Raw genomic sequence first — 23,713 nt, forward strand, 5'->3', positions numbered from 1 at the left:
TCTCGCTACAACACACAACTCACCCCACACTCCACCCACCCCCGACTCTCGCCTCCCGCCGCCCCCGTCGCGCGCCCCCCTGCCGCCCCCAAGACGGTGACGGTTCAGAGCACCTTGGACAGGAAGGCCTTGGTGCGTTCGTGCTGCGGGTCGGTGAGGACGTCACGGGGGTTGCCGGACTCGACCACCACGCCGCCGTCCATGAACACCAGCGCGTCGCCGACCTCGCGGGCGAAGCCCATCTCGTGGGTGACGACGATCATCGTCATCCCCTCCTCGGCCAGCCCGCGCATGACGTCCAGCACCTCGCCGACGAGCTCCGGGTCGAGCGCCGAGGTGGGCTCGTCGAAGAGCATCAGCTTGGGCTTCATGGCCAGCGCGCGGGCGATCGCCACGCGCTGCTGCTGGCCGCCGGAGAGCTGGGAGGGGTAGCTCTTCGCCTTGTCGGCGAGCCCGACCCGCTCCAGCAGGGCCATGCCGCGCTCGCGCGCGTCGGCCTTGGACTCGCCCTTCACCTGGATCGGAGCCTCGGTGATGTTCTCTATGGCGGTCATGTGCGGGAACAGGTTGAAGCGCTGGAAGACCATGCCGATGTCACGCCGCTTGAGCGCGACCTCGCGGTCCCGGAGCTCGTAGAGCTTGTCGCCCTTGCGCCGGTAGCCGACCAGCTCGCCGTCCACGGAGAGCAGCCCGCCGTTGATCTTCTCCAGGTGGTTGATGCACCGCAGGAAGGTCGACTTGCCGGAGCCGGACGGGCCGATCAGGCAGAACACCTCGCGCGGCTTGACCTCCAGGTCGATGCCCTTGAGCACCTCGACCAGGCCGAACGACTTGCGCACGCCCTCGGCCTTGACCATCGGCTCGCCCGGGACGGTGTCCCCAGGGGTTTTGGTCAGATCGGTCACAGGTGACCACCTCCCTCGAGCCCCGGAACGACGTCGTGCTCCGCCTTCGGGGTCGGCTTGCCGCGGAAGAGGCCGCGCAACCGCTGCATCGGGGTCGGCGGCAGCGTCCTGCTGGTACCCCGAGCGTAGTACCGCTCGACGTAGTACTGCCCGATGGTCAGCACGGAGGTCAGGAACAGGTACCAGAGGCTGACGGTGACCAGCAGCGGGATGGTCTGGAAGGTGCGCGAGTAGATGTTCTGCCCGGCCCGGAACAGCTCCTCCAGCGCGATGACGCTGACCAGCGAGGTGGTCTTGAGCATCGAGATGGTCTCGTTGCCGGTCGGCGGGATGATCACCCGCATGGCCTGCGGGAGGATGATCCGGCGCATGGTCGCGAAGCGGCTCATGCCGAGCGCGTGCGCCGCCTCGGTCTGCCCCTCGTCCACCGACTGGATGCCGCCGCGGACGATCTCCGCCATGTACGCGGCCTCGTTGAGGCCGAGGCCGAGCAGCGCCGCGGTGAAGACCGGGATGAGCGTGTTGGTCGACTCGGACCAGAACGCCGGGCCGAACGGGATGCCGATCGACAGCTTGGGCCACAGCGCGCCCATGAAGTTCCAGAAGACCAGCTGGACCAGCACGGGGGTGCCGCGGAAGACCCAGATGTAGAACCACGCGGTGCCGGACAGCAGGGGGTTCGGGGACAGTCGCATCACCGCGAGGATGATGCCGCCGGCCACGCCCATGAGCATGGACAGCGCGGTGAGCTCCAGGGTCACACCGAGGCCGTGCAGGATGCTGGAATCGAAGAGGTAGGTGTTGACGACGTCCCACTGGAAGGCGGGATTGAAGATCAGGGCGTGGAGCAGCATCGCCGCGAGGACCGCGACGACCACGGCTCCCGCCCACCGGCCGGGGTGGCGGACCGGGACGGCCTTGAGGGTTTCGGGCCGTCCCGCGTGCGCCGTCCCCTGATCGGAATGGTTCACAGTGGCCTCAGAGGGGTGGGTGACTGGCGAAGGGTCAGCTGGTGGCGCCGTTGATCTGGGACTGGGTGATCGCGCCCGCCTGGACGCCCCACTTGTCGAGGATCTGCTTGTAGGTGCCGTCGTCCATCAGCGACTGGACGGCCGCCTGGACGGGCTGGGCCAGCGCCGAGCCCTTGGCCAGGGCGATGCCGTAGGGCGCCTTGCCCTCGACCGTGCCGATCTGCTCCAGCTGGCCGTTGGTCTGCTTGATCGCGTAGTCGATGACCGGGGAGTCGGCCAGCATGACCTGGTCGCGTCCGGAGACCACGGCCTGGGTCACGTCGGTCTGCAGGTCGAACTTGTCGCCGTCGTTGGGCACCGGGGGCTTGCCGGCCTTGACGCACGCCGGGTTGATGACGTCCTTGATCTGGTCGGCCTGGGTGGTGCCGGTCTGGACGGCGACCTTCTTGCCGCAGAGGTCGTTGGGGTCGATCTTGTCCGGGTTGCCCTTCTTCACCGCCGCGCTGGTGCCCGCGGTGAAGTAGGTCACCATGTCGACCGTGGCCTCGCGCTCCTTGTTGTCGGTCAGGGAGCTCATGGCCAGCTGGAACTTGTTCGCCTGGATGCCCGGGATGATCGCGGTGAACGGCGAGTTCTGGACCTCGACCGGGACGCCCAGCTTCTGGCCGATGGCATTGGCCAGGTCCACGTCCATGCCGATGATCTTGTTCGAGGCGTCCTGGTACTCGTTGGGCGCGTACGAGGCGTCGGAGGCCACGACGATCTTGCCGGCCGACTTGACGTCGGCCGGCACCTGGGCGGCCAGGGTCGGATCGGCGGCGACCGCCTTGATCGTCGCGGACGGGTTCACGCCGGTGGCGGCTGCGGAGCCCGAGGAGGACTTGCTGCTGCTGCAACCGGTCAGCGCGAGGGAGACGGAGACGGCGGCGACACCGGCAGCGAGGAGGCGGTTGCGCTTGGTACGGGCGGTCATGAGGGGGATCTCCTCCTGGGAGAGAAGGTCGGGCGGACGCGCCGCGGGAGCGGCGCACCGGGGGTGCGAGCCGTACGGCGCCGTACGGGTGTGCGTCGTACGTACGTCGTCGTACGGGCAAGCCGGGTTTTGCAGTGCCTGGACGCTGGGATCGCCCAGGGTTGTACGAGGTACTGCTGCCGCCACCCTCCGCCGAGGTGGACGTCGACCGAACCGCCTCGACCAGTGGCCGGCTCGATCCGAGATGGGGGGAATCCTGCCATCTGATGACGGTCAGGTGGCCCTCATCCAGATCAAAATCGGATAACGAGGGGTCACACTGTCCGCTATTCGGACCAATTCCGGGCCCCTGTCACCCTGCGCATAAGTATGCGGATCCCTCTGTCGCTGCGCCCGGAGGCCCGCCGCCCGCCCGCTCAAATGCCCCCGTTGACCACGGCGTTCTGCGCCGCGCCGGCGCTGACGTTCCACTTGGCGAGGATCTTGTCGTAGTCGCCGCTGCGGATCAGCTGGTCGACCGCCTTGGCCACCGCGTCGCGCAGGTCGGTGTCGGTCTTGCGCACCGCTATCCCGTACGGGTTGGAGGTGGACTGCGCGCCGGTCAGCTCGAAGCGGCCGGCGCCGTCGGCGCCCTTCGCCGCGTAGGCGGCCACCGGGTAGTCGTTCAGCCCGGCCGCGGCCGTACCGGCGGCGACCTCGGCCAGCGCCTTGGCGTCGCTGTCCAGCTTGTGCGCGGTCAGCTGGCGGCCCGAGCGGGCGCAGACCGCCACCTGGCGGGTCGCGATCTCGTCCTGGGTGGTGCCCTGCTGCACCGCGATGGTCTTGCCGCACAGGTCGTCCAGGGTCTTGATCCCCTTGGGGTTGCCCTTCGGGACGACGATCGAGGTGCCGGCGATGAAGTAGTCCACGAAGTCCACGCCGGGGGTGGTCTGCTTGCCGCTGTCGTCCAGGCCGTCGCGGCGCTGGCGGGTGTCGCTGAGCGCCGACATCGCCACGTCGTACTGCTTGCCCTGCAGGTTCGGCATCAGCTTGTCGAACGTGGTGTCCACGAACTCGATCCGCACGTCGAGGATCTTGCCCAGGGCGGTGGCCAGGTCCGGGTCGAGGCCGGTCGGCTTGCCGTCCTGGCCGCGGAACTCCACCGGGGCGTAGTTGACGTCCATGCCGATGCGGAGCACCCCGGCCGAGCGCTGGGCCTTCGGCAGCTTGTCGCGGACCTCCTTGACCGGGTCGGCAGCGGCGGCGGCCTGCCCGCTGCTTCCGCAACCGGTGAGCAGCAGGGCGCCTGCGGTGGCCAGGACGGCGCCGGCCAGGGCAGGGCGGGGGAGGGGGAGGGGGTGAGGCATGAGGGCTGCTCCTGTGGGAGGGACGTGCGGTCGCCACGGCGTCGCGGTGGTGTACGCGAAATGGCGGACAAGCGATCCTGCCATCCCGGCCTGCCGGGCCCGGCGGCGGGTGTGTCAGAATTCGGTACCGGGTGACCCCCGAACGCTCGAACCAGACCGCCGGGCCCCGACAGGCCCGGGGTGCTCGGGAACGGAAGTCCTTACGCGGCTCCGTATCCGGAGTGCCGAATCCCCCATGCGTCTGCGTTCACTCCTGCGGGTGCGCGTGCGCTCATGCCGTTGCCGCCGCCGGAGCCCGGCGCTTCCGACGCCGGGCCCCTGGGACGCGACAGCGCGGCGATGAACCGCACGTGACGAGGACGAAAAGGCATAGGTGCGATGCCTTTGTCCGACCTAGGCTCAGCCCGGTAGCACTAACGCGGACAACACAAGACCCCATAAAAACCCTCATCCGAGGGCGCCGCCCGACGGCAGCGCCCCGACCCCGCCCCCGGGTCCGCTTCGGCGTACCCGGTTTCCGGTTTCCGGGCGGGTCGCCCTGCCCGTCGGTCGCGCGTCCTCGCCAGATCAATGACGAAGAGGTCATCGTGGCAGCGGAGATCATCAGCAGCACCCAGGACACCGACGATCCGGTCGACGCGGTTTTCGCGCTCCACCGCGGCGGCAAGATGGAGATCCGGGCGACCGTCCCGGTGCGTGACGCGGACGACCTGTCCCTCGCCTACACGCCCGGTGTCGCCCGCGTCTGCACGGCCATCGCCGAGCAGCCGGAGCTGGTCAACGACTACACCTGGAAGTCCAACACCGTCGCGGTGGTCACCGACGGCACCGCGGTGCTGGGCCTCGGTGACATCGGCCCGCAGGCCTCGCTGCCCGTGATGGAGGGCAAGGCCATCCTGTTCAAGCAGTTCGGCGGCGTGGACGCGGTGCCGATCGCGCTCGCCTGCACCGGCGTCGACGAGATCGTCGAGACCGTGGTCCGGCTGGCGCCCTCCTTCGGCGGTGTCAACCTGGAGGACATCTCCGCCCCCCGCTGCTTCGAGATCGAGCGCCGGCTCCAGGAGGCCCTGGACATCCCGGTCTTCCACGACGACCAGCACGGCACCGCGATCGTCACCACCGCCGCCCTGTGGAACGCGGCCAAGGTGACCGGCCGGGAGATCGGCTCGCTGCGGGCCGTGATCTCCGGCGCCGGCGCGGCCGGCATCGCCATCGCCAAGATGCTGGTGGCGGCCGGCATCGGTGACGTCGCGGTCTGCGACCGCAAGGGCGTGGTGTACGAGGGCCGCGGCGACCTCACCGACGTCAAGGCCGAGATCGCCGCGCTGACCAACCGCACGGGCGTCAAGGGCTCGCTGGCCGAGGCGCTGGCCGGCGCCGACGTGTTCATCGGCGTCTCCGGCGGCACCGTGCCGGAGGAGGTCGTCGCGACCATGGCCGAGGGCGCGTTCGTCTTCGCGATGGCCAACCCCACCCCGGAGATCCACCCCGAGGTCGCGCACAAGTACGCGGCGGTCGTGGCCACCGGCCGCAGCGACTTCCCGAACCAGATCAACAACGTGCTGGCCTTCCCGGGCATCTTCGCCGGGGCCCTGCAGGTCCGGGCCAGCCGGATCACCGAGGGCATGAAGCTGGCCGCCGCCAAGGCGCTGGCCGGCGTGGTCGCCGACGAGCTGACGCCGCAGAAGGTCATCCCCTCGCCGTTCGACGAGCGGGTCGCCCCGGCGGTCACCAAGGCCGTCGCCGAGGCCGCCCGCGCCGAGGGCGTGGCCCGGATCTGACGATCCGGTCGTCCGGTCGGGTCCCGAGGGGCCGGCCGGACCGCCGGCCGGACGGCCCGGGGCCGGGACGCGCGTCACACCCACGCGTGGTTCCCGGCCCCGGGCCGTCGCCGCTATCGTCCGGATCATGTTTGCTGCCTACGCCGCACGTATCGATGCCGACGACCCGCTCAGCGGACTGGAGTTGGGCGAGCTCCCCGAGCCGCAGGCCCGCCCCGGGTGGAGCGTGGTCACGGTCAAGGCCGCCAGCCTCAACCACCACGACCTGTGGTCGCTGCGCGGGGTCGGCCTGCCGGCCGAGAAGCTGCCGATGATCCTCGGGTGCGACGCGGCGGGCGTCGACGAGAACGGCGACGAGGTGGTCATCCACTCGGTGATCGGCCAGAGCGGCCACGGGGTGGGCCCGAACGAGCCGCGCTCGATCCTGACCGAGCGCTACCAGGGCACCTTCGCCCAGCAGGTCGCGGTGCCGACCTGGAACCTGCTGCCCAAGCCCGCCGAGCTGAGCTTCGAGGAGGCCGCCTGCCTGCCCACCGCCTGGTTGACGGCCTACCGGATGCTGTTCACCAACGCCGGCGTCAAGCCCGGTGACACCGTCCTGGTGCAGGGGGCGGGCGGCGGTGTGGCGACCGCGCTGATCGTCCTCGGCAAGGCGGCCGGCCTGCGGGTCTGGGTCACCGGCCGGGACGAGGCCAAGCGCAACCGGGCGGTGGAGCTCGGCGCCGACGCGGCCTTCGAGAGCGGCGCCCGGCTGCCCGCGCGGGTGGACGCGGTGATGGAGACGGTCGGCGCCGCGACCTGGTCGCACTCGGTGAAGTCGCTGCGCCCGGGCGGCACCATCGTCATCTCGGGTGCCACCTCCGGCCCCAACCCGAAGGCCGCCGAACTGAACCGGATCTTCTTCCTGGAGCTCAAGGTGGTCGGCTCGACCATGGGCACCAAGGAGGAGCTGGCCGGGCTGCTCGCACTCTGCGCCAACACCGGCGTCCGTCCGGTGATCGACTCGGTGCTGCCGCTGGGCGAGGCCCGGGACGGCTTCGCTCGGCTCGCCAAGGGCGACGTCTTCGGCAAGATCGTCCTCAACCCCTGACGCGGGAGGGGCCCGGTGCTCCCCGCGGGAGCACCGGCCCCGGATCCTCCGTACCGCGGCCGCGGCCGGCACGCCTTCGCCGGCCGTGCCGTCACGGGCCGCCCGGCCGTCAGCCGAGCAGCCGCTTCAGCCGCTCGCCCGCGGCGCCCAGCACCGCGCCGGCCTCGGCCAGCCCGTCCGCGCTCACCCCGCCGTCCCGGGCCGCGTCGCGGACCTGGTCGCGGAAGCGGTCGAGCAGGCGCTCCAGCTCCCGGGCCGGGTCCCCGGCCGGGTCGGTGCGCGCCCAGGAGGGCAGGTCCGCCGGGGCGGCCGACTCGTCCGCGTCCAGGTCGATCCGGGTCACGGTGATCCGCTCGTCCGCCGGCGCCGACTCGTCCGACGGATGGCCCCAGCGGGCCGCGTCGGCCAGGCCGGACAGGCCCTTGGTCAGCTCGGCCAGTCCCTCGGCGAGCCCGGTCGGCCAGTCGCCCTTCGCGGCGTGCTCGCGGACCTGCTGCTCGACCCGGCGCTTGATCCGCAACGCCTCCTGCTGCGCGGCGTTGCGCGAGGCCTTGGCCTGCTCGCGCAGCCGACGGGCCTCCTCCTCGGCGGCCTTCGCCTTGGCCTTGGCCGCCTTCTCCTGCTCCCGGGCGCGCTTGGCCTGCTCCTTGGCCTGCCGCTTGAACTGGGTGAACTCCTCCTTGGCGCGCTGCCAGGAGTCGTTGTCGCCCCAGGGGCCCGCCCACGGGTCGCCCTCGCCACCGGCGCGGTCCGGCCGGGGGGCCTGCTTGGCGGCCTTCCACAGCTCCTCGCGCAGGTCCTTGGCGCTGTCCCGGACGTCCTCGCGGATCGCCCCGGCGAGCTGCGCCACGGAGTCCCGGATCTCCAGCTCCAGTTCGTCCAACTCGCCCCGCCGGGAGTCGAGTTCGGTGCGACCGGCGTCGGTCAGCCGGTAGACCTTGCGGCCCCCCTCGGTGCTGTGGGTGACCAGGCCCTCCTGCTCCAGCTTGGCCAGCCGCGGGTAGACCGTCCCCGCCGAGGGGGCGTAGAGGCCCTGGAACCGCTCCTCCAGCAGGCGGATCACCTCGTAGCCGTGCCGCGGGGCTTCGTCGAGCAGCTTCAGCAGGTAGAGCCGGAGCCGGCCGTGGCCGAACACGGGGGTCATCTCAGGCCTCCTTGGTGAGGTCGGGCTTGCCGGGCGCGGCCGGGAGCTCCTTGGCCGGGCCCTCGTCCTCGGGCTCGGGGCGGCTCAGCACGGTGACCGCGCCGGAGACGGTGGTGACGTTGAGGCTGCCGCGGCCCTCGCCGAGCTGCCCGGACAGCTTCTTGGCGCCCCAGGTGCTGCTCAGCTTGAGCTGCTCGAAGCTGCTGGAGATGTCGCCGCTGGTGGAGCCGGCCTCGACCTTGGCGTCGGTGCGGGAGGGGATGCGGACGACGACCGGGCCGCTGACGGTGGTGACCTTGACGTCGGCCTCACCGTCGACGTCGAGGTCCAGGGTGACGGCGCCGGTGACGGCGTTGGCCTGGACCCGGTCGGCCGTGCCGGCGACCACGGTGAGCTGCCCGGAGACGCTGTTGACCCGCAGCTGCCCGCCGACCGACTGGGCGTCCACGTCGCCGGTGACGGTGTTGGCGTCGGTGCGGCCGGTCAGGCCGACCAGGGTGGTGTCGCCGTTGGCGCTCTGCACCGAGACGTGCCCGGCGATGCCGGAGACGGTGGCGTCGGCGGAGACGGTGCCGACCTTGACCTCGGCGTCGGCCGGGACGGTCAGCGTGATGCCGGCGACCCGCTTGCGCTTGAGGGAGCCGAAGAAGCTCTTGACCGAGCCGACCGACTTGAGCCAGTCGCCGAACTCGCCCCAGCTGTTGATGTCCTTGTAGGTGACCGTCAGGACGCCGTCCACCACGGTCACGTGCAGCGGGTCGCCCCGGAGCTCGGTGACCTCCAGACGGGCGGGGCCCTCGGCGGCCACCACGTTCACCGTGCCCTCGATGATCCGCACGTGCAGCGCGCGGACCGCCTCGTCGATGGTGATCCTCTCGGGCCCGTCGACCGTCCACTGGCTCATCTCTGCCGCCTCCCGTCGTCGATCGCGATGTATCGCGTTCTCTTTTAAAGACGATATATCGCGTGCCGGGAGAGTCAAGCGTGCCGGACCCCGATACCGACCCCGATCCGCCCCCGAGACCTCCCCTACGGGACACCCCGTGGGAGCGGCCCGCGGGCATGCGAGAGGCCCGGGAGGCGGTTGCCTCCCGGGCCTCTCGGTGGCCGTCAGCGGGTCACTCGTCGTCCTCGTCGTCGAGCCGGGCCAGCCAGGTGGCCAGCCGCTCGACCGGGATCTCGAAGTCCGGGTTGAGGTCGACGAACTCGCGCAGGCGCTCGGCCAGCCACTCGAAGGTGACCTCCTCCTCGCCGCGCCGGTTCGCCAGCTCCTCGATGCCTCGGTCGGTGAAGTACACGGTTCGCTCCGGTCCGGTGGGGGTCGACCCGGTCAGGATAGACCGGGCCGGTCAGCCGTCGTTGCGCCAGTAGCTCAGCGACAGCTTGACCGCGCCGCTGCTCTTGTTGCCCTGCTCGATCACCTTGGCGATCACGACGCCGCCGTTGTTGCGGTTGCGCAGGCAGAACAGCCGGCCCGGGGGCAGGTCGTCGAACTTCAGGCTCTTGGTGGGCTCCCGGTCGATCGCCGCCGAGCAGCTCTGCGGGGTGAGCACGTTGTCCCGGCTGATGTAGGCGTCGGAGTTGCTGTCGAGGTCGAAGCTGCCGGAGCTGGTCGGGTCCAGGGCCCAGGACGGGTAGGTGTTGTCCGGGACGACCTTGCCGCCGGACAGGTCGAAGCTGTAGCTGTAGCTGGTCGCGAAGAGTTCGGTGTCCTGGTAGACGACGGTGTAGACGCTGTTGCGGGGCACGGTGGCACCGGCCGACGGGCTCTTGGAGGAGCCGGTGGCGCCGCTGTTCTTCGTGGTGCCCGGCGTGGGCGACGGCGAGTCGTCGTCCGCCTCGGTCGGGGTGGACCTGGGCGTCGTCGGCGCCGGGTTCACGGCGGTCGGCGAGCCGGCGGAGGTGGACGCCGCGGCGGTGTCCTTCTTCTTGCCGTCGTCCAGCTTCTTCATCAGCGCCACGCCGCCCGCGGTGCCGCCGACGGCCATCACCAGGGCGACGGTGAGCAGCACCTTCCAGGACACCCCGCCCTTGCGCGCGGGCTCCGGCTCCGGCACCGCCGCGACGGGCTGGGCGGTCACCACCGGTCCGGGCGGCGGGGTGTCGAAGGACGGCGGCTCCGGCTGCAGCCGGGCGGTGGGCGGGGCGGGCAGCACCGGGGCGGTCGGCGACTCGGTGGGCGCCTGCGGGGCGCCGTACGCGCCGAGCGGCGGCGGCGCGAAGCCCGGCGGGGGCGTCGCGGGCTGCTGCGGCGGGTGCACCACGGTGGCGGGGTGGGTCGGTGCGGCGGGCGGCGGCGGGGGCGTGGCCGGAGCGGCGGCCGGCATCGCGGGCAGCGGCGTGGGCGGGGTGGCGGGCGCGGCCGGCAACGGCGTGGGCGGCGTCTTGGGCAGGTCGGAGCGGCGGGTGATCTCGGTGTTGACCTGGCGCGGCAGCCAGTCGTCGCCGAACCGCAGCTGGCCGCCGACCTCGGGGTGGTTGCGGGCGACCCGGATGATCTCGGCGGGGCTCGGGCGGTCCTCCGGGCTCTTGGCCAGGCAGCGCTGGACCAGCTCGCGCAGGTCCGCCGGGACGGCCGACAGGTCCGCCTCCTCGTGCACCACCCGGTAGAGCACCGCGGTGTCCGGGCCGTCGCCGAACGGCGCGGTGCCGCCGGCCACGTACGCGGCCAGGGCGCCCAGCGCGAAGACGTCGGTGGCCGGGGTGACCGGGCGTCCCTGGGCCTGCTCGGGGGACATGAAGGCGGGGGAGCCGATCCGGTAGCCGGTGCCGGTGAGGGCGGTGGCGTCGGCGGCCCGGGCGATGCCGAAGTCGATCACCCGCGGGCCGTCCCCGGCGACCAGCACGTTGGCGGGCTTGAGGTCGCGGTGGACCACCTCGACGCTGTGGATCGCCTGCAGGGCCTCGGCGATGCCGCCCATCAGCAGCAGCACGGTGCGCACCGGCAGCGCGCCGTTCTCGCGCACCACCTGCTGCAGGGACGGGCCCGGGACGTAGGCGGTGACCAGCCACGGGGCGTCGGTGTCCAGGCCGCCGGAGTCGATCACCTGCGCGGTGTAGAGCCCGTGGATGCGCTGGGCGTTGCTGACCTCCTGGGCGAAGCGACGGCGGAACTCGCCGTCCTCGGCGAACTCCGGGCGCACCACCTTGAGCGCGACCGGGCGCCCGCCCGGGGTGTACGACAGGTAGACCCGGCCCATGCCGCCGGCGCCGAGCCGGGCGAACAGCCGGTAGCCGCCGACCTCCCTGGGGTCGTCCGGGAGGAGCGGTTGGAAGACCGGCGGGAGCCTGTCGGCGTCCCGGGGCGTGTCGGCGGTCATGCGGTGATCCCCCTGGGTGAGCGGTGAGGTCGTACGGCCGGGGCGGCGGGGCGCGGTGACGGGCGTCCGGCGCCGACCGGCGAGGCATAACCTATCGATCCGTCAGGAGTCCGTGCACCGGGGTTCCGGTTTGGTTGCAGAGCTGGGACCTTGACATGGCGTGGCGATGAAACGGTTCTCCCGGAAACGACAAGGCCCCCGTCCTCCCGAGTGGGAGGACGGGGGCCTTGGGCCGTCAGGTGTCCGAGCCGTGGGGCGTCAGAGCGAGAAGACCTCTTCGATCAGCGCCTGCTGCTCGGCGGCGTGCCGCTTGGCCGAGCCGACCGCCGGGGACGAGGCCGTCGTCCGGGCGACGCGGCGCAGGCGGGAACCGCCGGCACTGCGGCCGATGACGACCTGCAGGTGGTCGACCAGGTTCATCGCGATGAACGGCCAGGCACCCTGGTTGTCCGGCTCCTCCTGCGCCCAGACGAACTGGACGTTGTCGCCGTAGCGGGCCAGCTCCTCCTGGAGCTCGGCCACCGGCAGCGGGTAGAGCCGCTCGACCCGGACGATCGCGGTGTCGGTGACGCCGCGCTCGGTGCGGGCCGCCGCCAGGTCGTAGTAGAACTTGCCGGCGGTGATGACCACCTTGCGGACCTGCGCCGGGTCGACGGTGGTGTCGCCGATGACCGGGCGGAACGAGCCGGACAGGAACTCCTCGGTCGCACTCGCCGCGGCCTTCAGACGCAGCATCGACTTCGGGGTGAAGACGACCAGCGGCTTGTGGTGCGGGTTGTGCGCCTGCCAGCGCAGCAGGTGGAAGTAGTTCGACGGCAGGGTCGGCATGGCGACCGTCATGTTGTTCTGCGCGCACAGCTGGAGGAAGCGCTCCGGGCGCGCGGACGAGTGGTCCGGGCCCTGGCCCTCGTAGCCGTGCGGCAGGAGCAGGGTGACGCCGGAGTGCTGGCCCCACTTCTGCTCGGCGGAGGCGATGTACTCGTCCACCACGGTCTGCGCGCCGTTGACGAAGTCGCCGAACTGCGCCTCCCACATGACCAGCGCGTTCGGGCGGGTCAGCGAGTAGCCGTACTCGAAGCCCATGGCCGCGTACTCCGACAGCAGGCTGTCGTAGACGGTGTAGCGGGCCTGGTCCTCGGTGAGGTACTGCAGCGGGGTGTAGTCCTCGCCGGTCTTGCGGTCGATCAGGACGGCGTGCCGCTGGCCGAAGGTGCCGCGGCGGCTGTCCTGGCCGGCCAGGCGGACCGGGTGGCCCTCCATGAGCAGCGAGCCGATGGCGAGGGTCTCGCCCATCGCCCAGTCGATGGTGTTGTCCTCGACCGAGCCGGCGCGGCGCTGCAGCTGCGGCAGCAGGCGCGGGTGGACGGTCAGCCAGTCCGGGTGGTTGACCTGGGAGGCGGCGATCCGCTTGACCATCTCCTGGGAGATGCCGGTCCGGATGGAGACCGGGAAGTCGGCGACCGGCTTTCCGGCGGTGGCGTCGGCCGGCGCCTGGGCCGCGTCGCGGACCTCGGCGAAGACCTTCTCCAGCTGGCCCTGGAAGTCCTGGAGCGCCTGCTCCGCCTCTTCCATGGTGATGTCGCCGCGACCGATCAGGCCCTCGGTGTACAGCTTGCGCACCGAGCGCTTCTTGTCGATCAGGTCGTACATCAGCGGCTGGGTGAACGACGGGTTGTCGGCCTCGTTGTGACCGCGGCGGCGGTAGCAGATGAGGTCGATCACCACGTCCTTGTGGAACTCCTGGCGGAACTCGAAGGCGAGCCGCGCGACGCGGACCACGGCCTCCGGGTCGTCGCCGTTCACGTGGAAGATCGGGGCCTCGATCATGCGGGCCACGTCGGTGCAGTACATCGAGGAGCGCGAGGACGCCGGGGCGGCGGTGAAGCCGACCTGGTTGTTCACCACGACGTGCACGGTGCCGCCGGTGCGGTAGCCGCGCAGCTGCGACATGTTCAGCGTCTCCGCGACGACGCCCTGGCCGGCGAAGGCCGCGTCGCCGTGGATCTGGATCGGCAGCACCGGGAAGGTGGTGCCGCCCTGGTCCAGGATGTCCTGCTTGGCGCGGGCGATGCCCTCGACGACCGGGTCCACCGTCTCCAGGTGGGAGGGGTTCGCGGCGAGCGAGACCTTGATGGTCTCGCCGTCCAGACCGGTGAAGGTGCCGTCGGAGCCCAGGTGGTACTTGACGTCGCCGGAGCCGTGCATCGACTTCGGGTCGAGGTTGCCCTCGAACTCGCCGAAGATCTTGCCGTACGGCTTGCCGACGATGTTGGCCAGCACGTTGAGGCGGCCGCGGTGGGCCATGCCGATGACGGCCTCGTCCAGGCGGTGCTCGGCGGCGGCGTCGATGGTCGCGTCCAGCAGCGCGATCAGCGACTCACCGCCCTCCAGCGAGAAGCGCTTCTGCCCGACGTACTTGGTCTGCAGGAAGGTCTCGAAGGCCTCGGCGGAGTTCAGCCGGCGCAGGATCCGCAGCTGCTCCTCGCGCTCCGGCTTCGCGTACGGCTTCTCCAGGCGCTCCTGCAGCCACTTGCGCTGCTTCGGGTCCTGGATGTGCATGTACTCGATGCCGACGGTGCGGCAGTAGGTGTTGCGCAGCAGACCGAGGATGTCGCGGAGCTTCATCATCTTCTGGCTGCCGAAGCCGCCGACCGCGAACTCGCGCTCCAGGTCCCACAGGGTGAGGCCGTGGGTGGTGACGTCCAGGTCGGGGTGCTTGCGCTGCTTGTACTCCAGCGGGTCGGTGTCGGCCATCAGGTGACCGCGGACCCGGTAGGAGTGGATCAGCTCCATGACGCGCGCGGTCTTGTTGACCTCGTCGTCGTGGGTGGTGGCGACGTCGGTGGCCCAGCGGACCGGCTCGTACGGGATCCGCAGCGACTCGAAGATCTCGTCGTAGAAGCCGTTCTCGCCGAGCAGCAGACGGTGGATCTCGCGCAGGAACTCGCCGGACGCCGCGCCCTGGATGACGCGGTGGTCGTAGGTCGAGGTCAGCGTCATGATCTTGGAGACGCCCAGGCGGGACAGGGTCTCCGGGGCGGAGCCCTGGAACTCGGCCGGGTACTCCATGGCGCCGACGCCGACGATGGTGCCCTGGTTCTGCATCAGGCGCGGCACGGAGTGCACGGTGCCGATGCCGCCGGGGTTGGTCAGCGAGACCGTGACGCCGGTGAAGTCGTCCATGGTCAGCTTGTTGGCGCGGGCCCGGCGGACGATGTCCTCGTAGGCCTGCCAGAAGCCGAAGAAGTCGAGGGTCTCGGCCTTCTTGATGGCCGCGACGACCAGCTGGCGGTCACCGTTGGGCTTGACCAGGTCGATGGCCAGGCCGAGGTTGACGTGCTCGGGCTTGACCAGGAAGGCCTTGCCGTCCTCCACCTTGTAGCTGTGGTTCATGCCCGGGGCGGCCTTGATGGCCTGGACCAGGGCGTAACCGATCAGGTGGGTGAAGGAGACCTTGCCGCCGCGGGCGCGCTGCAGGTGGTTGTTGATGACGATGCGGTTGTCGATCAACAGCTTCGCCGGCACGGCGCGGACCGAGGTCGCGGTCGGCACCTCCAGCGAGGCGTCCATGTTGGTGGCGACGGCCTTCGCCGGGCCGCGCAGCTGGACCAGCTCGGGGCCGGCAGCGGCGGCGGGTGCGGCCGGGGCCGGCGCGGCGGCCTTCGGGGCCGGGGGCGCGGCGGGCGCGGCGGCGAGCGGGGCGGCAGCCGGCGCCGGAGCGGCCTGGGCGGCCGGTGCAGCGGGGGCGGGCGCGGCCGGAGCAGCGGCGGGCGCGGGCGCGGGGGCAGCGGCAGGGGTCGGCGTGGGGCCGGCCTGGGTCGCGGCCTGGGTCACTGGGGTCACCTCGGTACCGGGCTTGTAGTCGGCGAAAAAGTCCCACCAGGCTCGGTCGACCGAGTTCGGGTCCTGGAGGTACTGCTGGTAGATCTCGTCGACGAGCCACTCGTTGGGGCCGAAGCCAGTGGAGCTTGCCGAGCTGTTGGGGGTTTCAGGGGACTGTGGCGACACGGCGGCAACCGCCCTCTTCCGCTTCCTTTTGGGATGTTTGGACAGCGGGGATTAAGGCTACGCCCCTGACCAGTGATCGCGCAGTCCCCGGGGGCCAGGCGTCGCCCAGATCACAGTCCTGACCTGCAGTTTGGCTGAAAAAGTGCGTTAGAAAGCCGTATCTGAGGGGAACCGATCGGCCCCAAACAGGGCTATTACCCGGATGAAACCGGACAAACCCCTACGGAAATCCTCTAACGATCTTCGTATGCGTCTGTGTCGGATCTGTGACAAATGTCCCGGCCGTCGTCCTGGCGCGGCCCCGGCAGGCGGACCTCGATCCGGCAGCCGCTCGGCGACTCGGCGACCGCGATCCGTCCGCCGTGCAGGTCCACCGCCCAGCGGGCGATGGCCAGGCCCAGGCCGGTGCCGCCGTCCGCGCCCGGTCCGGCCGCGGTCGCGGTGCCGCTGCGGCTGAACCGCTCGAAGACCCGGGTGCGGTCGGCCGGGGGGATGCCCGGGCCCTCGTCCTGGACCTCCAGCAGCAGTCCGCCGCCCCCGCCGTCGGGCCGCGCGCGCACCGTCACGGTGCCGCCGGGCGGGGAGTGCTTGCAGGCGTTGTCGACCAGGTTCGCGACCACTTGGTGGAGGCGCTCGGGGTCCGCCACGCCGGTCAGGCCGGCCGGACTGACCTCCAGGGCCAGCCGGACGTCCCCGCGCCGGGAGAAGGCCCCGCCGGCCGTCGCGCCGTCCACGGTGACCCCGCGCAGCACGCCGTCCAGGAACTCGCGCACCTCGAAGGGGCGGGCGTCCAGGTCGACCACGCCGTCGTCGATCTTGGAGAGGTCGAGCAGGTGGGTGACCAGGCGGCCGAGCCGCTCGGTCTGCTCCAGGGCCGCTCCCAGGGTCGCCGGGTTGGGCTGGACGACGCCGTCGACCACGTTCTCCAGGACGGCGCGCAGCGCGGCGATCGGCGTGCGCAGCTCGTGCGAGACGTTGGCGACCAGCTCGCGGCGGTGCTGGTCGGCGGCCTCCAGGTCGGCGGCCATGCCGTTGAAGGCGGCCGCCAGCTCGCCGATCTCGTCGCGCGAGTTCACCTCGACCCGGCGGCTGTAGTCGCCGGAGGCCATCGCGCGGGCGGCAGCCGTCATCTCGCGCAGGGGGGCGGTCAGCCCGTGCGCGAGGAACTGCATGAAGAGCAGTGAGGCGATCATGGAGAAGACCATGATGATCCGGATCTGGGTCTCGGACCGGATCGCCACGACCACCATCCCGGTGGCCAGGAACACGGAGACGATCACCAGCAGGGCGAGTTTGCCCTTGATCGAGCGGACCGGGTCGAGCGGCCGGATGTCGGCCCAGACCCGGCGGGCGGCACGGACGGCCAGCGTCTGCGGCCGCGCGCCGTCGGATTCCCCGTTGCGTTGCTGTGGAAAGGTCATTGGTCCCTGTGGTCCCCGCGTGTGTCCCCCCGCGTGGTGGCACGGCGTCGTTCGGGTCACGGGCCCCCCGGTGGCCCGTCGCCCGAGGCCCGCCGTCAGGAGAGCGGGGCCTCCAGTGCGTACCCGACACCGTGCACGGTGCGGATCCAGCTGGCGCCGATCTTCCGGCGCAGCGCCTTGACGTGGCTGTCCACGGTGCGGGTGCCGGACGCGTCGGTCCAGTCCCAGACCTCGGCCAGCAACTGCTCGCGGGTGAGCACCGCGCGCGGCTGGGCGGCCAGGCAGGCGAGCAGGTCGAACTCGGTCGGCGTCAGGTGGACGTCGCCCGAGGACAGCCGGACCCGGCGCTGCACGTGGTCGATCTCCAGTTCGCCGAAGCGCAGGCTGCCGAGCGCGGGCGTCCGGGCGGCCTGCTGGGCGCGCTCGACGCGGCGCAGCAGCACGTTGACCCGGGCGGCCAGTTCGCGCATCGAGAACGGCTTGGTCATGTAGTCGTCGGCACCCACGCCGAGGCCGACCAGCAGGTCCGTCTCGTCGTCGCGCGCGGTCAGCATCAGTACCGGTACCGGGCGTTGGGCCTGGATCCGGCGGCACACCTCCAGGCCGTCGAAGCCGGGCAGCATGATGTCGAGGACGACCAGGTCGGGCTGCCAGGTGTGGAAGCCGTCGACCGCGCCGGGACCGTCGTGGGCCACGGCGACCTTGAAGCCCTCCGCGCCCAGTCGGGCCGCGATCGACTCGGCGATCGTCGGCTCGTCCTCCACCACCAGCACTCTGCGTTGGCTGCTCACCGCGCCGCCGGTGTTGTGGTTCTCCTGCTGAATTTCTGTCACGGTCACGCCACCGCCCCCAGGGCTGCGGGCCGGCCACCTGTGGGGATGGCGGGGCTCCGCTCGTAGTCTTGTTCCGTCGTGGACTGTGCCGGGTCCGCCGTCCCGTCGCGCGGTCGGGAGGCGAGGACGGATTCGTCGGCCGCCCACTTCTCCCGCGCACACCGCAGCGTACGGACAGCGGATGGTTTCCGGCAGGTGGACCGGACGTTTCCGGCCCGTGGGGCGGCTGTTCGGGCCGCCCGCGGACCCACTGCACGAGTGGGCACGGGCCGATACCTTACCCGGCGAATTTTCACTGCGTAACGGTACGTATGCAGTCGAGTTGACGCCAAGTCGCCGGTCAGAGGCCCTACTGACGCGTCAATCGAAAGAAGGTCTGGACCAATGCCGGGAATCCGGCCGTCCGCTACGTCGACGGTCTTCACCGGCTTTTCCCAGGTGCCTCTCAGAACCTCGACGTACCGTGGCCACGACAACACCCGACCGGGCGGAACCCGCGGTGCGCGTCGGTGCGTTCGCACCGGGTGGGCGCCGTCGGCTGCGGCGTGGAGCGGAGGCGGCATGGCGGGACCGCGGCAGGTCGTCGACGGGCGGACGCCCGCGGGAGCGCCGTACGGCATGCTCCGCCACGGGCTGCGCACCGGTGTCGCGCGGTGGCTGCTGGACCGGGTGCCGACGCCCCGGCGCAACCCCTTCACGCTCGGCTACCTCGCCGTCGTGGGCGCCACCACGACCTTCGCGGGGCTCGCCGATCCGGAACTCGTGCAGCGACTGCGGGAGGCCTCCAGCTCGGACGGGCACAACCTGCTGCAGCACCCCCTGCGGGCCCTGGTCCTGAGTGGTTTCTGGGTGGCCGGCGACGTCTGGGTGCCCTACCTGTGGGGATTCGCCTTCACTCTCGCACCGCTGGAGCGCAGGGTCGGGCCCGCCAGGGCGGCGGCCGTCTTCGCGACCGGCCACGTCGCGGCCACGCTGCTCTCCCAGGGCGTGGTGATCACCGCGGTGGAGGCCGGGCGGATGGCGCCCGAGGCGATGGACCACCTGGACATCGGGGTCAGCTACGGCGTGCTCGCCTGCCTGGGCGCGCTGTGCGGACTCCTGCCCCGGCACGGCCGGCTGCTCGCGCTGGGCGGGGCCGGGCTGATGATCGCCCAGCAGATCGCCTCCGACCGGGACGTGGTCACCGCGGTCGGGCACCCGGCGGCGGTGCTCGCCGGGGTGGCGCTCTGGCGTTGGCTGCGCCACACCGAGCGGCGCCCGCCCCGGCCGCGTCCGGCCGTGGCGGCGGTGGGTGGTGCGGCACCCGCGCGCGGCGGGGCGCGCGTGCGAACCGTGCGCTGAGGGTCTCCCGCGCGCGCCCGGTGATCGTCCGGCGCCCTTTTGACGGCCGGCCCGCGGCCCGCCCGCGGGGTCTCCATGCTCCGATCGTGTTCGCTCACGGCGAACCAAGTCCCGGGAACATCCGACGCTCGTGAAGCCTTAGTCAGGTCGGCTCAACTTCACTGACTGGGGAGAGATCATGGCATCGACGTCCACACCGCTCACCCTGCCCGTGCTGCCGCTCGACGACGAGGTCGTCCTGCCGGGCATGGTCGTCCCGCTGGACCTCAAGGACACCGAGGTGCGCGCCGCGGTCGAGGCCGCCCGCGCCGCGGCCACCGGCGGCAAGCCGCAGGTGCTGCTGGTCCCGCGGGTGGACGGCTCGTACGCGGCGGCCGGCACGCTGGCCACCGTCGAGCAGGTCGGCCGACTGGCCGACGGGGAGCCGGCCGCACTGGTGCGCGCCGTGCGCCGGCTCCGGATCGGCGTCGGCACCACCGGACCGGGCGCCGCCCTCTGGGTGGAGACCACGCCGTTCCGGGAGTCCTCGGTGGGCACCCCGGTGGCCGGCCGGGCCGCCGAGCTGGTCAAGGAGTACAAGGCGCTCTCCACCCAGTGGCTGCGCCGCCGCGGCGCCTGGCAGATCGTGGACCGGGTCGCCCAGATCGAGGGCGTCGGCGAGCTCGCCGACAACATCGGCTACGCGCCGTTCGTCACCGCCGAGCAGAAGCTCAAGGTGCTGCTGGAGGCCGACCAGGTCGCCCGCCTGGAGTACGCGCTGACCCTGCTGCGCGACCACCTCGCCGAGGAGGAGGTCAACGACACCATCCGCAAGGACGTCGAGGAGGGCGTGGCCAAGCAGCAGAAGGAGTTCCTGCTCCGCCGCCAGCTGGAGGCCGTCCGCAAGGAGCTGGCCGAGCTGAACGGGGACCCGGCCGACGAGGAGGGCGACTACCGGGCCCGGGTCGAGGCCGCCGACCTGCCGGAGGGCGTCCGCGCGGCCGCCCTCAAGGAGGTCGACAAGCTGGAGCGCAGCTCCGACCAGTCGCCCGAGGGCTCGTGGATCCGCACCTGGCTGGACACCGTCCTGGAGCTCCCCTGGAACGAGCGCACCGAGGACGCCTACGACATCGCCGGCGCCCGCGCGGTGCTGGACGGCGACCACGCCGGCCTGGCCGACGTGAAGGATCGCATCGTCGAGTACCTCGCCGTCCGCAAGCGCCGGGCCGACCAGGGCCTCGGACTGGTCGGCGGCCGCCGGGGCGGCGCGGTGCTGGCCCTCGTCGGCCCGCCCGGCGTCGGCAAGACCTCGCTCGGCGAATCGGTGGCCCGCGCGATGGGCCGCAGGTTCGTCCGGGTCGCGCTCGGCGGCGTCCGCGACGAGGCCGAGATCCGCGGCCACCGGCGCACCTACGTCGGCGCGCTGCCCGGCCGGCTGGTGCGGGCGATCAAGGAGGCCGGGTCGATGAACCCGGTCGTGCTGCTCGACGAGATCGACAAGGTCGGCTCCGACTACCGGGGCGACCCGGCCGCCGCCCTGCTGGAGGTGCTGGACCCGGCGCAGAACCACACCTTCCGGGACCACTACCTGGAGGTCGACCTCGACCTCTCCGACGTCGTCTTCCTCGCCACCGCCAACGTGCTGGAGGCCATTCCCGAGCCGCTGCTCGACCGGATGGAGCTGGTCCGGCTGGACGGCTACACCGAGGACGAGAAGGTCGTCATCGCCCGTGACCACCTGCTCCCGCGCCAGCTGGAGAAGGCCGGCCTCGGCGGCGGCCAGGTCGACGTGGACGAGGCCGCGTTGCGTCGGCTGGCCGGGGAGTACACCCGCGAGGCGGGCGTCCGCAACCTGGAGCGCTCGATCGCCCGGGTGCTGCGCAAGGTCGCCGCACAGGCCGAACTGGGCGAGCGCGAGCTGCCCGCCGCGGTCGGTCCGCAGGACCTGCGCGCCCTGATCGGCCGTCCGCACCACGTGCCGGAGTCCGCCCAGGAGCCGGCCGAGCGCCGCACCGCCGTCCCCGGCGTGGCCACCGGCCTCGCCGTGACCGGTGCCGGCGGCGACGTCCTCTACATCGAGGCCTCGCTCGCCGACGCCGAGACCGGCGGCACCGGGCTGACCCTCACCGGGCAGCTGGGCGACGTGATGAAGGAGTCGGCGCACATCGCGCTCTCCTTCCTGCGCTCGCGCGGCGCCGAGCTGGAACTGCCGGTCACCTCGCTGCGTGACCGCGGCGTGCACCTGCACGTCCCGGCCGGAGCCGTCCCCAAGGACGGGCCGAGCGCCGGCATCACCATGACCACGGCGCTGGCCTCGCTGCTCTCCGGCCGCAAGGTGCGCACCGACGTCGCGATGACCGGCGAGGTGTCGCTGACCGGGCGGGTGCTGCCGATCGGCGGGGTGAAGCAGAAGCTGCTCGCCGCCGACCGGGCCGGGGTCACCACGGTGATCATCCCCAAGCGCAACGAGGCCGACCTGGACGACGTCCCGGCCGAGGTGCTGGAGCGGCTCACCGTCCACCCGGTGGCGGACGTCCGCGAGGTGCTGAAGCTGGCGCTGGAGCCGGCCGAGGTGCTGGTCGCCGCCTGAGCAGCGGTCCGAGGGGCCGACGGCATCCCCGCGTGCGAGACTGCGGAGATGCCGTCCCCCACGCAGCGTGCTCTGGCCCGGGTGCCGGACCGGCTGCGCCCCTTCCTGGTGCGCCACCGCCGACTGGTGAAGTTCCTGATGGTCGGGGGCACCTGCTTCGTGCTCACCGTGGTGGTCAACCTCGAACTCAAGTTCACCGTGCTGCAGCACAAGCCGGTGGCCGCGTTGACCGTCGCGACCGTGATCGGCACCGTCGTCTCGTACGTGCTGAACCGCCGCTGGGCCTTCCGGGCCGGCGGCCGGCAGCGTGAGGCCGTGCTGTTCTCCCTGGTCAGCGTGGTGGCGATCGCCGTCAACGACGTGCCGCTGGCGCTCTCCCGGTACGTCCTGGACCTGCGCGAGCCGTTCGTCAGCCCCTTCGCCCAGGAGGTCGCGGACTTCGTCAGCGGGATGGTGGTCGGCACCTTCGTCGCGATGCTGTTCCGCTTCTGGGCGATGCAGCGCTGGGTCTTCACCCGGCTCGCCGACCGGCCCGGGTCCGAGCCCGGGGCCGGGCCCGCCCTGGTGCGGACGGTCACCCCGGAACCCGGTTACGCTGCACCCGAGATGCCACGGGATGTGCCGTAAGGGGCGAGGTGAGCCTGATGCGCGAACCGGACGGCGTCCGGACCGGGCCCGCCAGCCAGCAGGGCATGCGCCGGGCCAACCTGGCCCTGGTGCTCACGGTGATCGCCGGCGGGCCGCGCTCGCGCGCCGAGGTGGCCGCCGAGACCGGGCTGACCAGGGCCGCGGTCTCCTCGCTCGCCGAACAGCTGATCGCCGGCGGCCTGGTCGTCGAGGAGGGCCCCGCCGCGCCCAGCGGCAAGGTCGGCCGCCCCGGCACCGCGCTCGGACTCAACCCGCTCGGGCCCGGCGGCCTCGGCGCCGAGATCGGCGTCCGTCACCTGGGCGCCTGCGTGGTCGACCTGCGCGGGGAGGTCCGCGCCTGGCGGCGCCAGGAGATCTCCAACCACGGCCGGACGCCCGCCGCCGTCATGGCCGACCTGGCCCGGCTGCTGCGCGCGGCCGTCGCCGAGTCCGGTCTGAGCCCGGCCGGACTCACCCTGGCCGTGCCCGGGCTGGTCGGCGACTCCGGCGCGGTGCTGCAGCGGGCCGCCAACCTGGGCTGGGAGGACGTCCCGCTGGCCGCCGGGCTGCGCGCGGCGCTGCGGCCGGGCGCGGACGGCCTGGACGAGCTGCCGGTCGAGGCCGACAACGAGGCCAACCTCGGCGGACTGGCCGAGCGCTGGCTGGGCGACGGCGCGGAGGACTTCCTGTACGTCTCCGCCGAGGCCGGGGTCGGTGCGGCGATCGTGGTCGGCGGGCGCCTGCTGCGGGGAGCGCGCGGCCACGCGGGCGAGTTCGGCCACGTGCCGGTCCACCCCGACGGGCCCCGCTGCGCCTGCGGGGCGCGCGGCTGCCTGGAGCAGTACGCGGGCGAGGCGGCGGTGCTGCGGGCGGCCGGCCTGACCGGCGCCCGGGGCGACTGGGTGACGCTGCTCGCCGACCGCGCCGGGGCCGGTGAGGAGCCGGCCCGCGCGGCCCTGGCCGGAGCCGGGTCGGCGCTCGGCATCGCGGCTGCCGGCGCGGTCAACCTGCTGGACCCGGCCGAGGTGGTGCTGGGCGGCGGCTACGCCCGGCTGGCGCCCTGGCTGATCCCCGCGATGCGCGCCGAGCTGACCGCCCGGGTCACCGTCCGACCGTGGGCCGAGGACCGGCTCACCGTCTCCCGGCTGGGCCGCCGCGGCCCGCTGCTGGGCGCCGCGGTGCGCGTGGTCCGGGGCATCGTCGCCGACCCGGGGCTGCTCGCGGGCGGCTGACCCTCCGCTGCGCGGCCCCGGCCGGGAACGGGCCGAGCCCCCCGGCGGGGGGGGGGGGGCGCGGGGGGGCGGGGGGGGGGGGGCCCCCCCCCACCGCGGGGGGCGGGCGCCCCCCCCGCCGCCCGGGGGGCGCGCAGCACAGCCACGCAGCC

The 23,713-nt window shown here is 72.4% G+C and carries 17 protein-coding genes; 6 read left to right on the forward strand and 11 right to left on the reverse strand.

Going from position 1 to position 23,713, the window contains the following annotated elements; genetic code table 11:
• Nucleotides 1-104: 104 nt before the first annotated feature.
• The 4 genes from ACFV0O_RS33390 to ACFV0O_RS33405 form a co-directional block, all read right to left on the reverse strand.
• Complete coding sequence (locus tag ACFV0O_RS33390) at nucleotides 105-857, reverse strand: amino acid ABC transporter ATP-binding protein (RefSeq protein ID WP_380347512.1); 753 nt, start codon at nucleotides 855-857, stop codon at nucleotides 105-107.
• 44 nt (nucleotides 858-901) lie between these two features.
• The gene (locus tag ACFV0O_RS33395; RefSeq protein ID WP_380347495.1) at nucleotides 902-1,876 is read right to left on the reverse strand and encodes an amino acid ABC transporter permease; all 975 of its coding nucleotides are present in this window, start codon (nucleotides 1,874-1,876) and stop codon (nucleotides 902-904) included.
• A 34-nt stretch (nucleotides 1,877-1,910) separates the two neighbouring features.
• The gene (locus tag ACFV0O_RS33400) at nucleotides 1,911-2,849 is read right to left on the reverse strand and encodes an ABC transporter substrate-binding protein (RefSeq protein WP_380347496.1); all 939 of its coding nucleotides are present in this window, start codon (nucleotides 2,847-2,849) and stop codon (nucleotides 1,911-1,913) included.
• A gap of 416 nt (nucleotides 2,850-3,265) precedes the next feature.
• On the reverse strand, nucleotides 3,266-4,195 hold the full coding sequence (locus tag ACFV0O_RS33405; RefSeq protein ID WP_380347497.1) for an ABC transporter substrate-binding protein: 930 nt from the start codon (nucleotides 4,193-4,195) through the stop codon (nucleotides 3,266-3,268).
• A 587-nt stretch (nucleotides 4,196-4,782) separates the two neighbouring features.
• Between ACFV0O_RS33405 and ACFV0O_RS33410 the strand changes: the two genes are divergently transcribed.
• Both ACFV0O_RS33410 and ACFV0O_RS33415 read left to right on the forward strand, forming a co-directional pair.
• Nucleotides 4,783-5,976, forward strand: a complete 1,194-nt coding sequence (locus ACFV0O_RS33410) for an NADP-dependent malic enzyme (RefSeq protein WP_380347498.1) — start codon at nucleotides 4,783-4,785, stop codon at nucleotides 5,974-5,976.
• Nucleotides 5,977-6,103: 127 nt separating this feature from the next.
• A complete protein-coding gene (locus ACFV0O_RS33415) occupies nucleotides 6,104-7,066 on the forward strand; it encodes a zinc-binding dehydrogenase (RefSeq protein ID WP_380347499.1) in 963 nt (320 codons plus the stop codon).
• Between the two features lie 109 nt (nucleotides 7,067-7,175).
• Here the strand turns inward: ACFV0O_RS33415 and ACFV0O_RS33420 are convergent, their stop codons facing one another.
• From ACFV0O_RS33420 to ACFV0O_RS33450, 7 genes are all read right to left on the reverse strand, one after another.
• On the reverse strand, nucleotides 7,176-8,210 hold the full coding sequence (locus ACFV0O_RS33420; RefSeq protein ID WP_380347500.1) for a PadR family transcriptional regulator: 1,035 nt from the start codon (nucleotides 8,208-8,210) through the stop codon (nucleotides 7,176-7,178).
• 1 nt (nucleotide 8,211) lies between these two features.
• Nucleotides 8,212-9,114 (reverse strand): DUF4097 domain-containing protein, encoded by a 903-nt coding sequence (locus ACFV0O_RS33425; protein WP_380347501.1) that lies wholly within the window; start codon nucleotides 9,112-9,114, stop codon nucleotides 8,212-8,214.
• A gap of 214 nt (nucleotides 9,115-9,328) precedes the next feature.
• Nucleotides 9,329-9,508 carry a DUF6104 family protein gene (locus tag ACFV0O_RS33430; RefSeq protein ID WP_360253909.1) on the reverse strand — a complete coding sequence of 60 codons (180 nt, stop codon included), beginning with the start codon at nucleotides 9,506-9,508 and terminating at the stop codon, nucleotides 9,329-9,331.
• Between the two features lie 51 nt (nucleotides 9,509-9,559).
• Complete coding sequence (locus tag ACFV0O_RS33435; RefSeq protein WP_380347502.1) at nucleotides 9,560-11,530, reverse strand: protein kinase; 1,971 nt, start codon at nucleotides 11,528-11,530, stop codon at nucleotides 9,560-9,562.
• A gap of 258 nt (nucleotides 11,531-11,788) precedes the next feature.
• Nucleotides 11,789-15,538 carry a multifunctional oxoglutarate decarboxylase/oxoglutarate dehydrogenase thiamine pyrophosphate-binding subunit/dihydrolipoyllysine-residue succinyltransferase subunit gene (locus tag ACFV0O_RS33440; RefSeq protein WP_380347503.1) on the reverse strand — a complete coding sequence of 1,250 codons (3,750 nt, stop codon included), beginning with the start codon at nucleotides 15,536-15,538 and terminating at the stop codon, nucleotides 11,789-11,791.
• 233 nt (nucleotides 15,539-15,771) lie between these two features.
• Nucleotides 15,772-16,959, reverse strand: a complete 1,188-nt coding sequence (locus tag ACFV0O_RS33445; RefSeq protein WP_380347504.1) for a sensor histidine kinase — start codon at nucleotides 16,957-16,959, stop codon at nucleotides 15,772-15,774.
• Nucleotides 16,960-17,054: 95 nt separating this feature from the next.
• Nucleotides 17,055-17,792: a response regulator transcription factor gene (locus ACFV0O_RS33450; protein WP_360253917.1), complete on the reverse strand. Its 738-nt coding sequence runs from the start codon at nucleotides 17,790-17,792 to the stop codon at nucleotides 17,055-17,057.
• 561 nt (nucleotides 17,793-18,353) lie between these two features.
• Between ACFV0O_RS33450 and ACFV0O_RS33455 the strand changes: the two genes are divergently transcribed.
• The 4 genes from ACFV0O_RS33455 to ACFV0O_RS33470 all read left to right on the forward strand — a co-directional run bounded on the left by ACFV0O_RS33455 (nucleotide 18,354) and on the right by ACFV0O_RS33470 (nucleotide 23,561).
• The gene (locus tag ACFV0O_RS33455) at nucleotides 18,354-19,133 is read left to right on the forward strand and encodes a rhomboid-like protein (RefSeq protein ID WP_380347505.1); all 780 of its coding nucleotides are present in this window, start codon (nucleotides 18,354-18,356) and stop codon (nucleotides 19,131-19,133) included.
• A 178-nt stretch (nucleotides 19,134-19,311) separates the two neighbouring features.
• Nucleotides 19,312-21,702 carry an endopeptidase La gene (lon, locus tag ACFV0O_RS33460; RefSeq protein WP_360253921.1) on the forward strand — a complete coding sequence of 797 codons (2,391 nt, stop codon included), beginning with the start codon at nucleotides 19,312-19,314 and terminating at the stop codon, nucleotides 21,700-21,702.
• Nucleotides 21,703-21,750: 48 nt separating this feature from the next.
• Nucleotides 21,751-22,329, forward strand: a complete 579-nt coding sequence (locus tag ACFV0O_RS33465) for a GtrA family protein (RefSeq protein WP_380347506.1) — start codon at nucleotides 21,751-21,753, stop codon at nucleotides 22,327-22,329.
• Between the two features lie 17 nt (nucleotides 22,330-22,346).
• A complete protein-coding gene (locus ACFV0O_RS33470) occupies nucleotides 22,347-23,561 on the forward strand; it encodes an ROK family protein (protein ID WP_380347507.1) in 1,215 nt (404 codons plus the stop codon).
• Nucleotides 23,562-23,713 lie beyond the last annotated feature (152 nt).

The organism is Kitasatospora sp. NPDC059577 (genome assembly GCF_042735475.1).
GTDB lineage: Bacteria > Actinomycetota > Actinomycetes > Streptomycetales > Streptomycetaceae > Kitasatospora.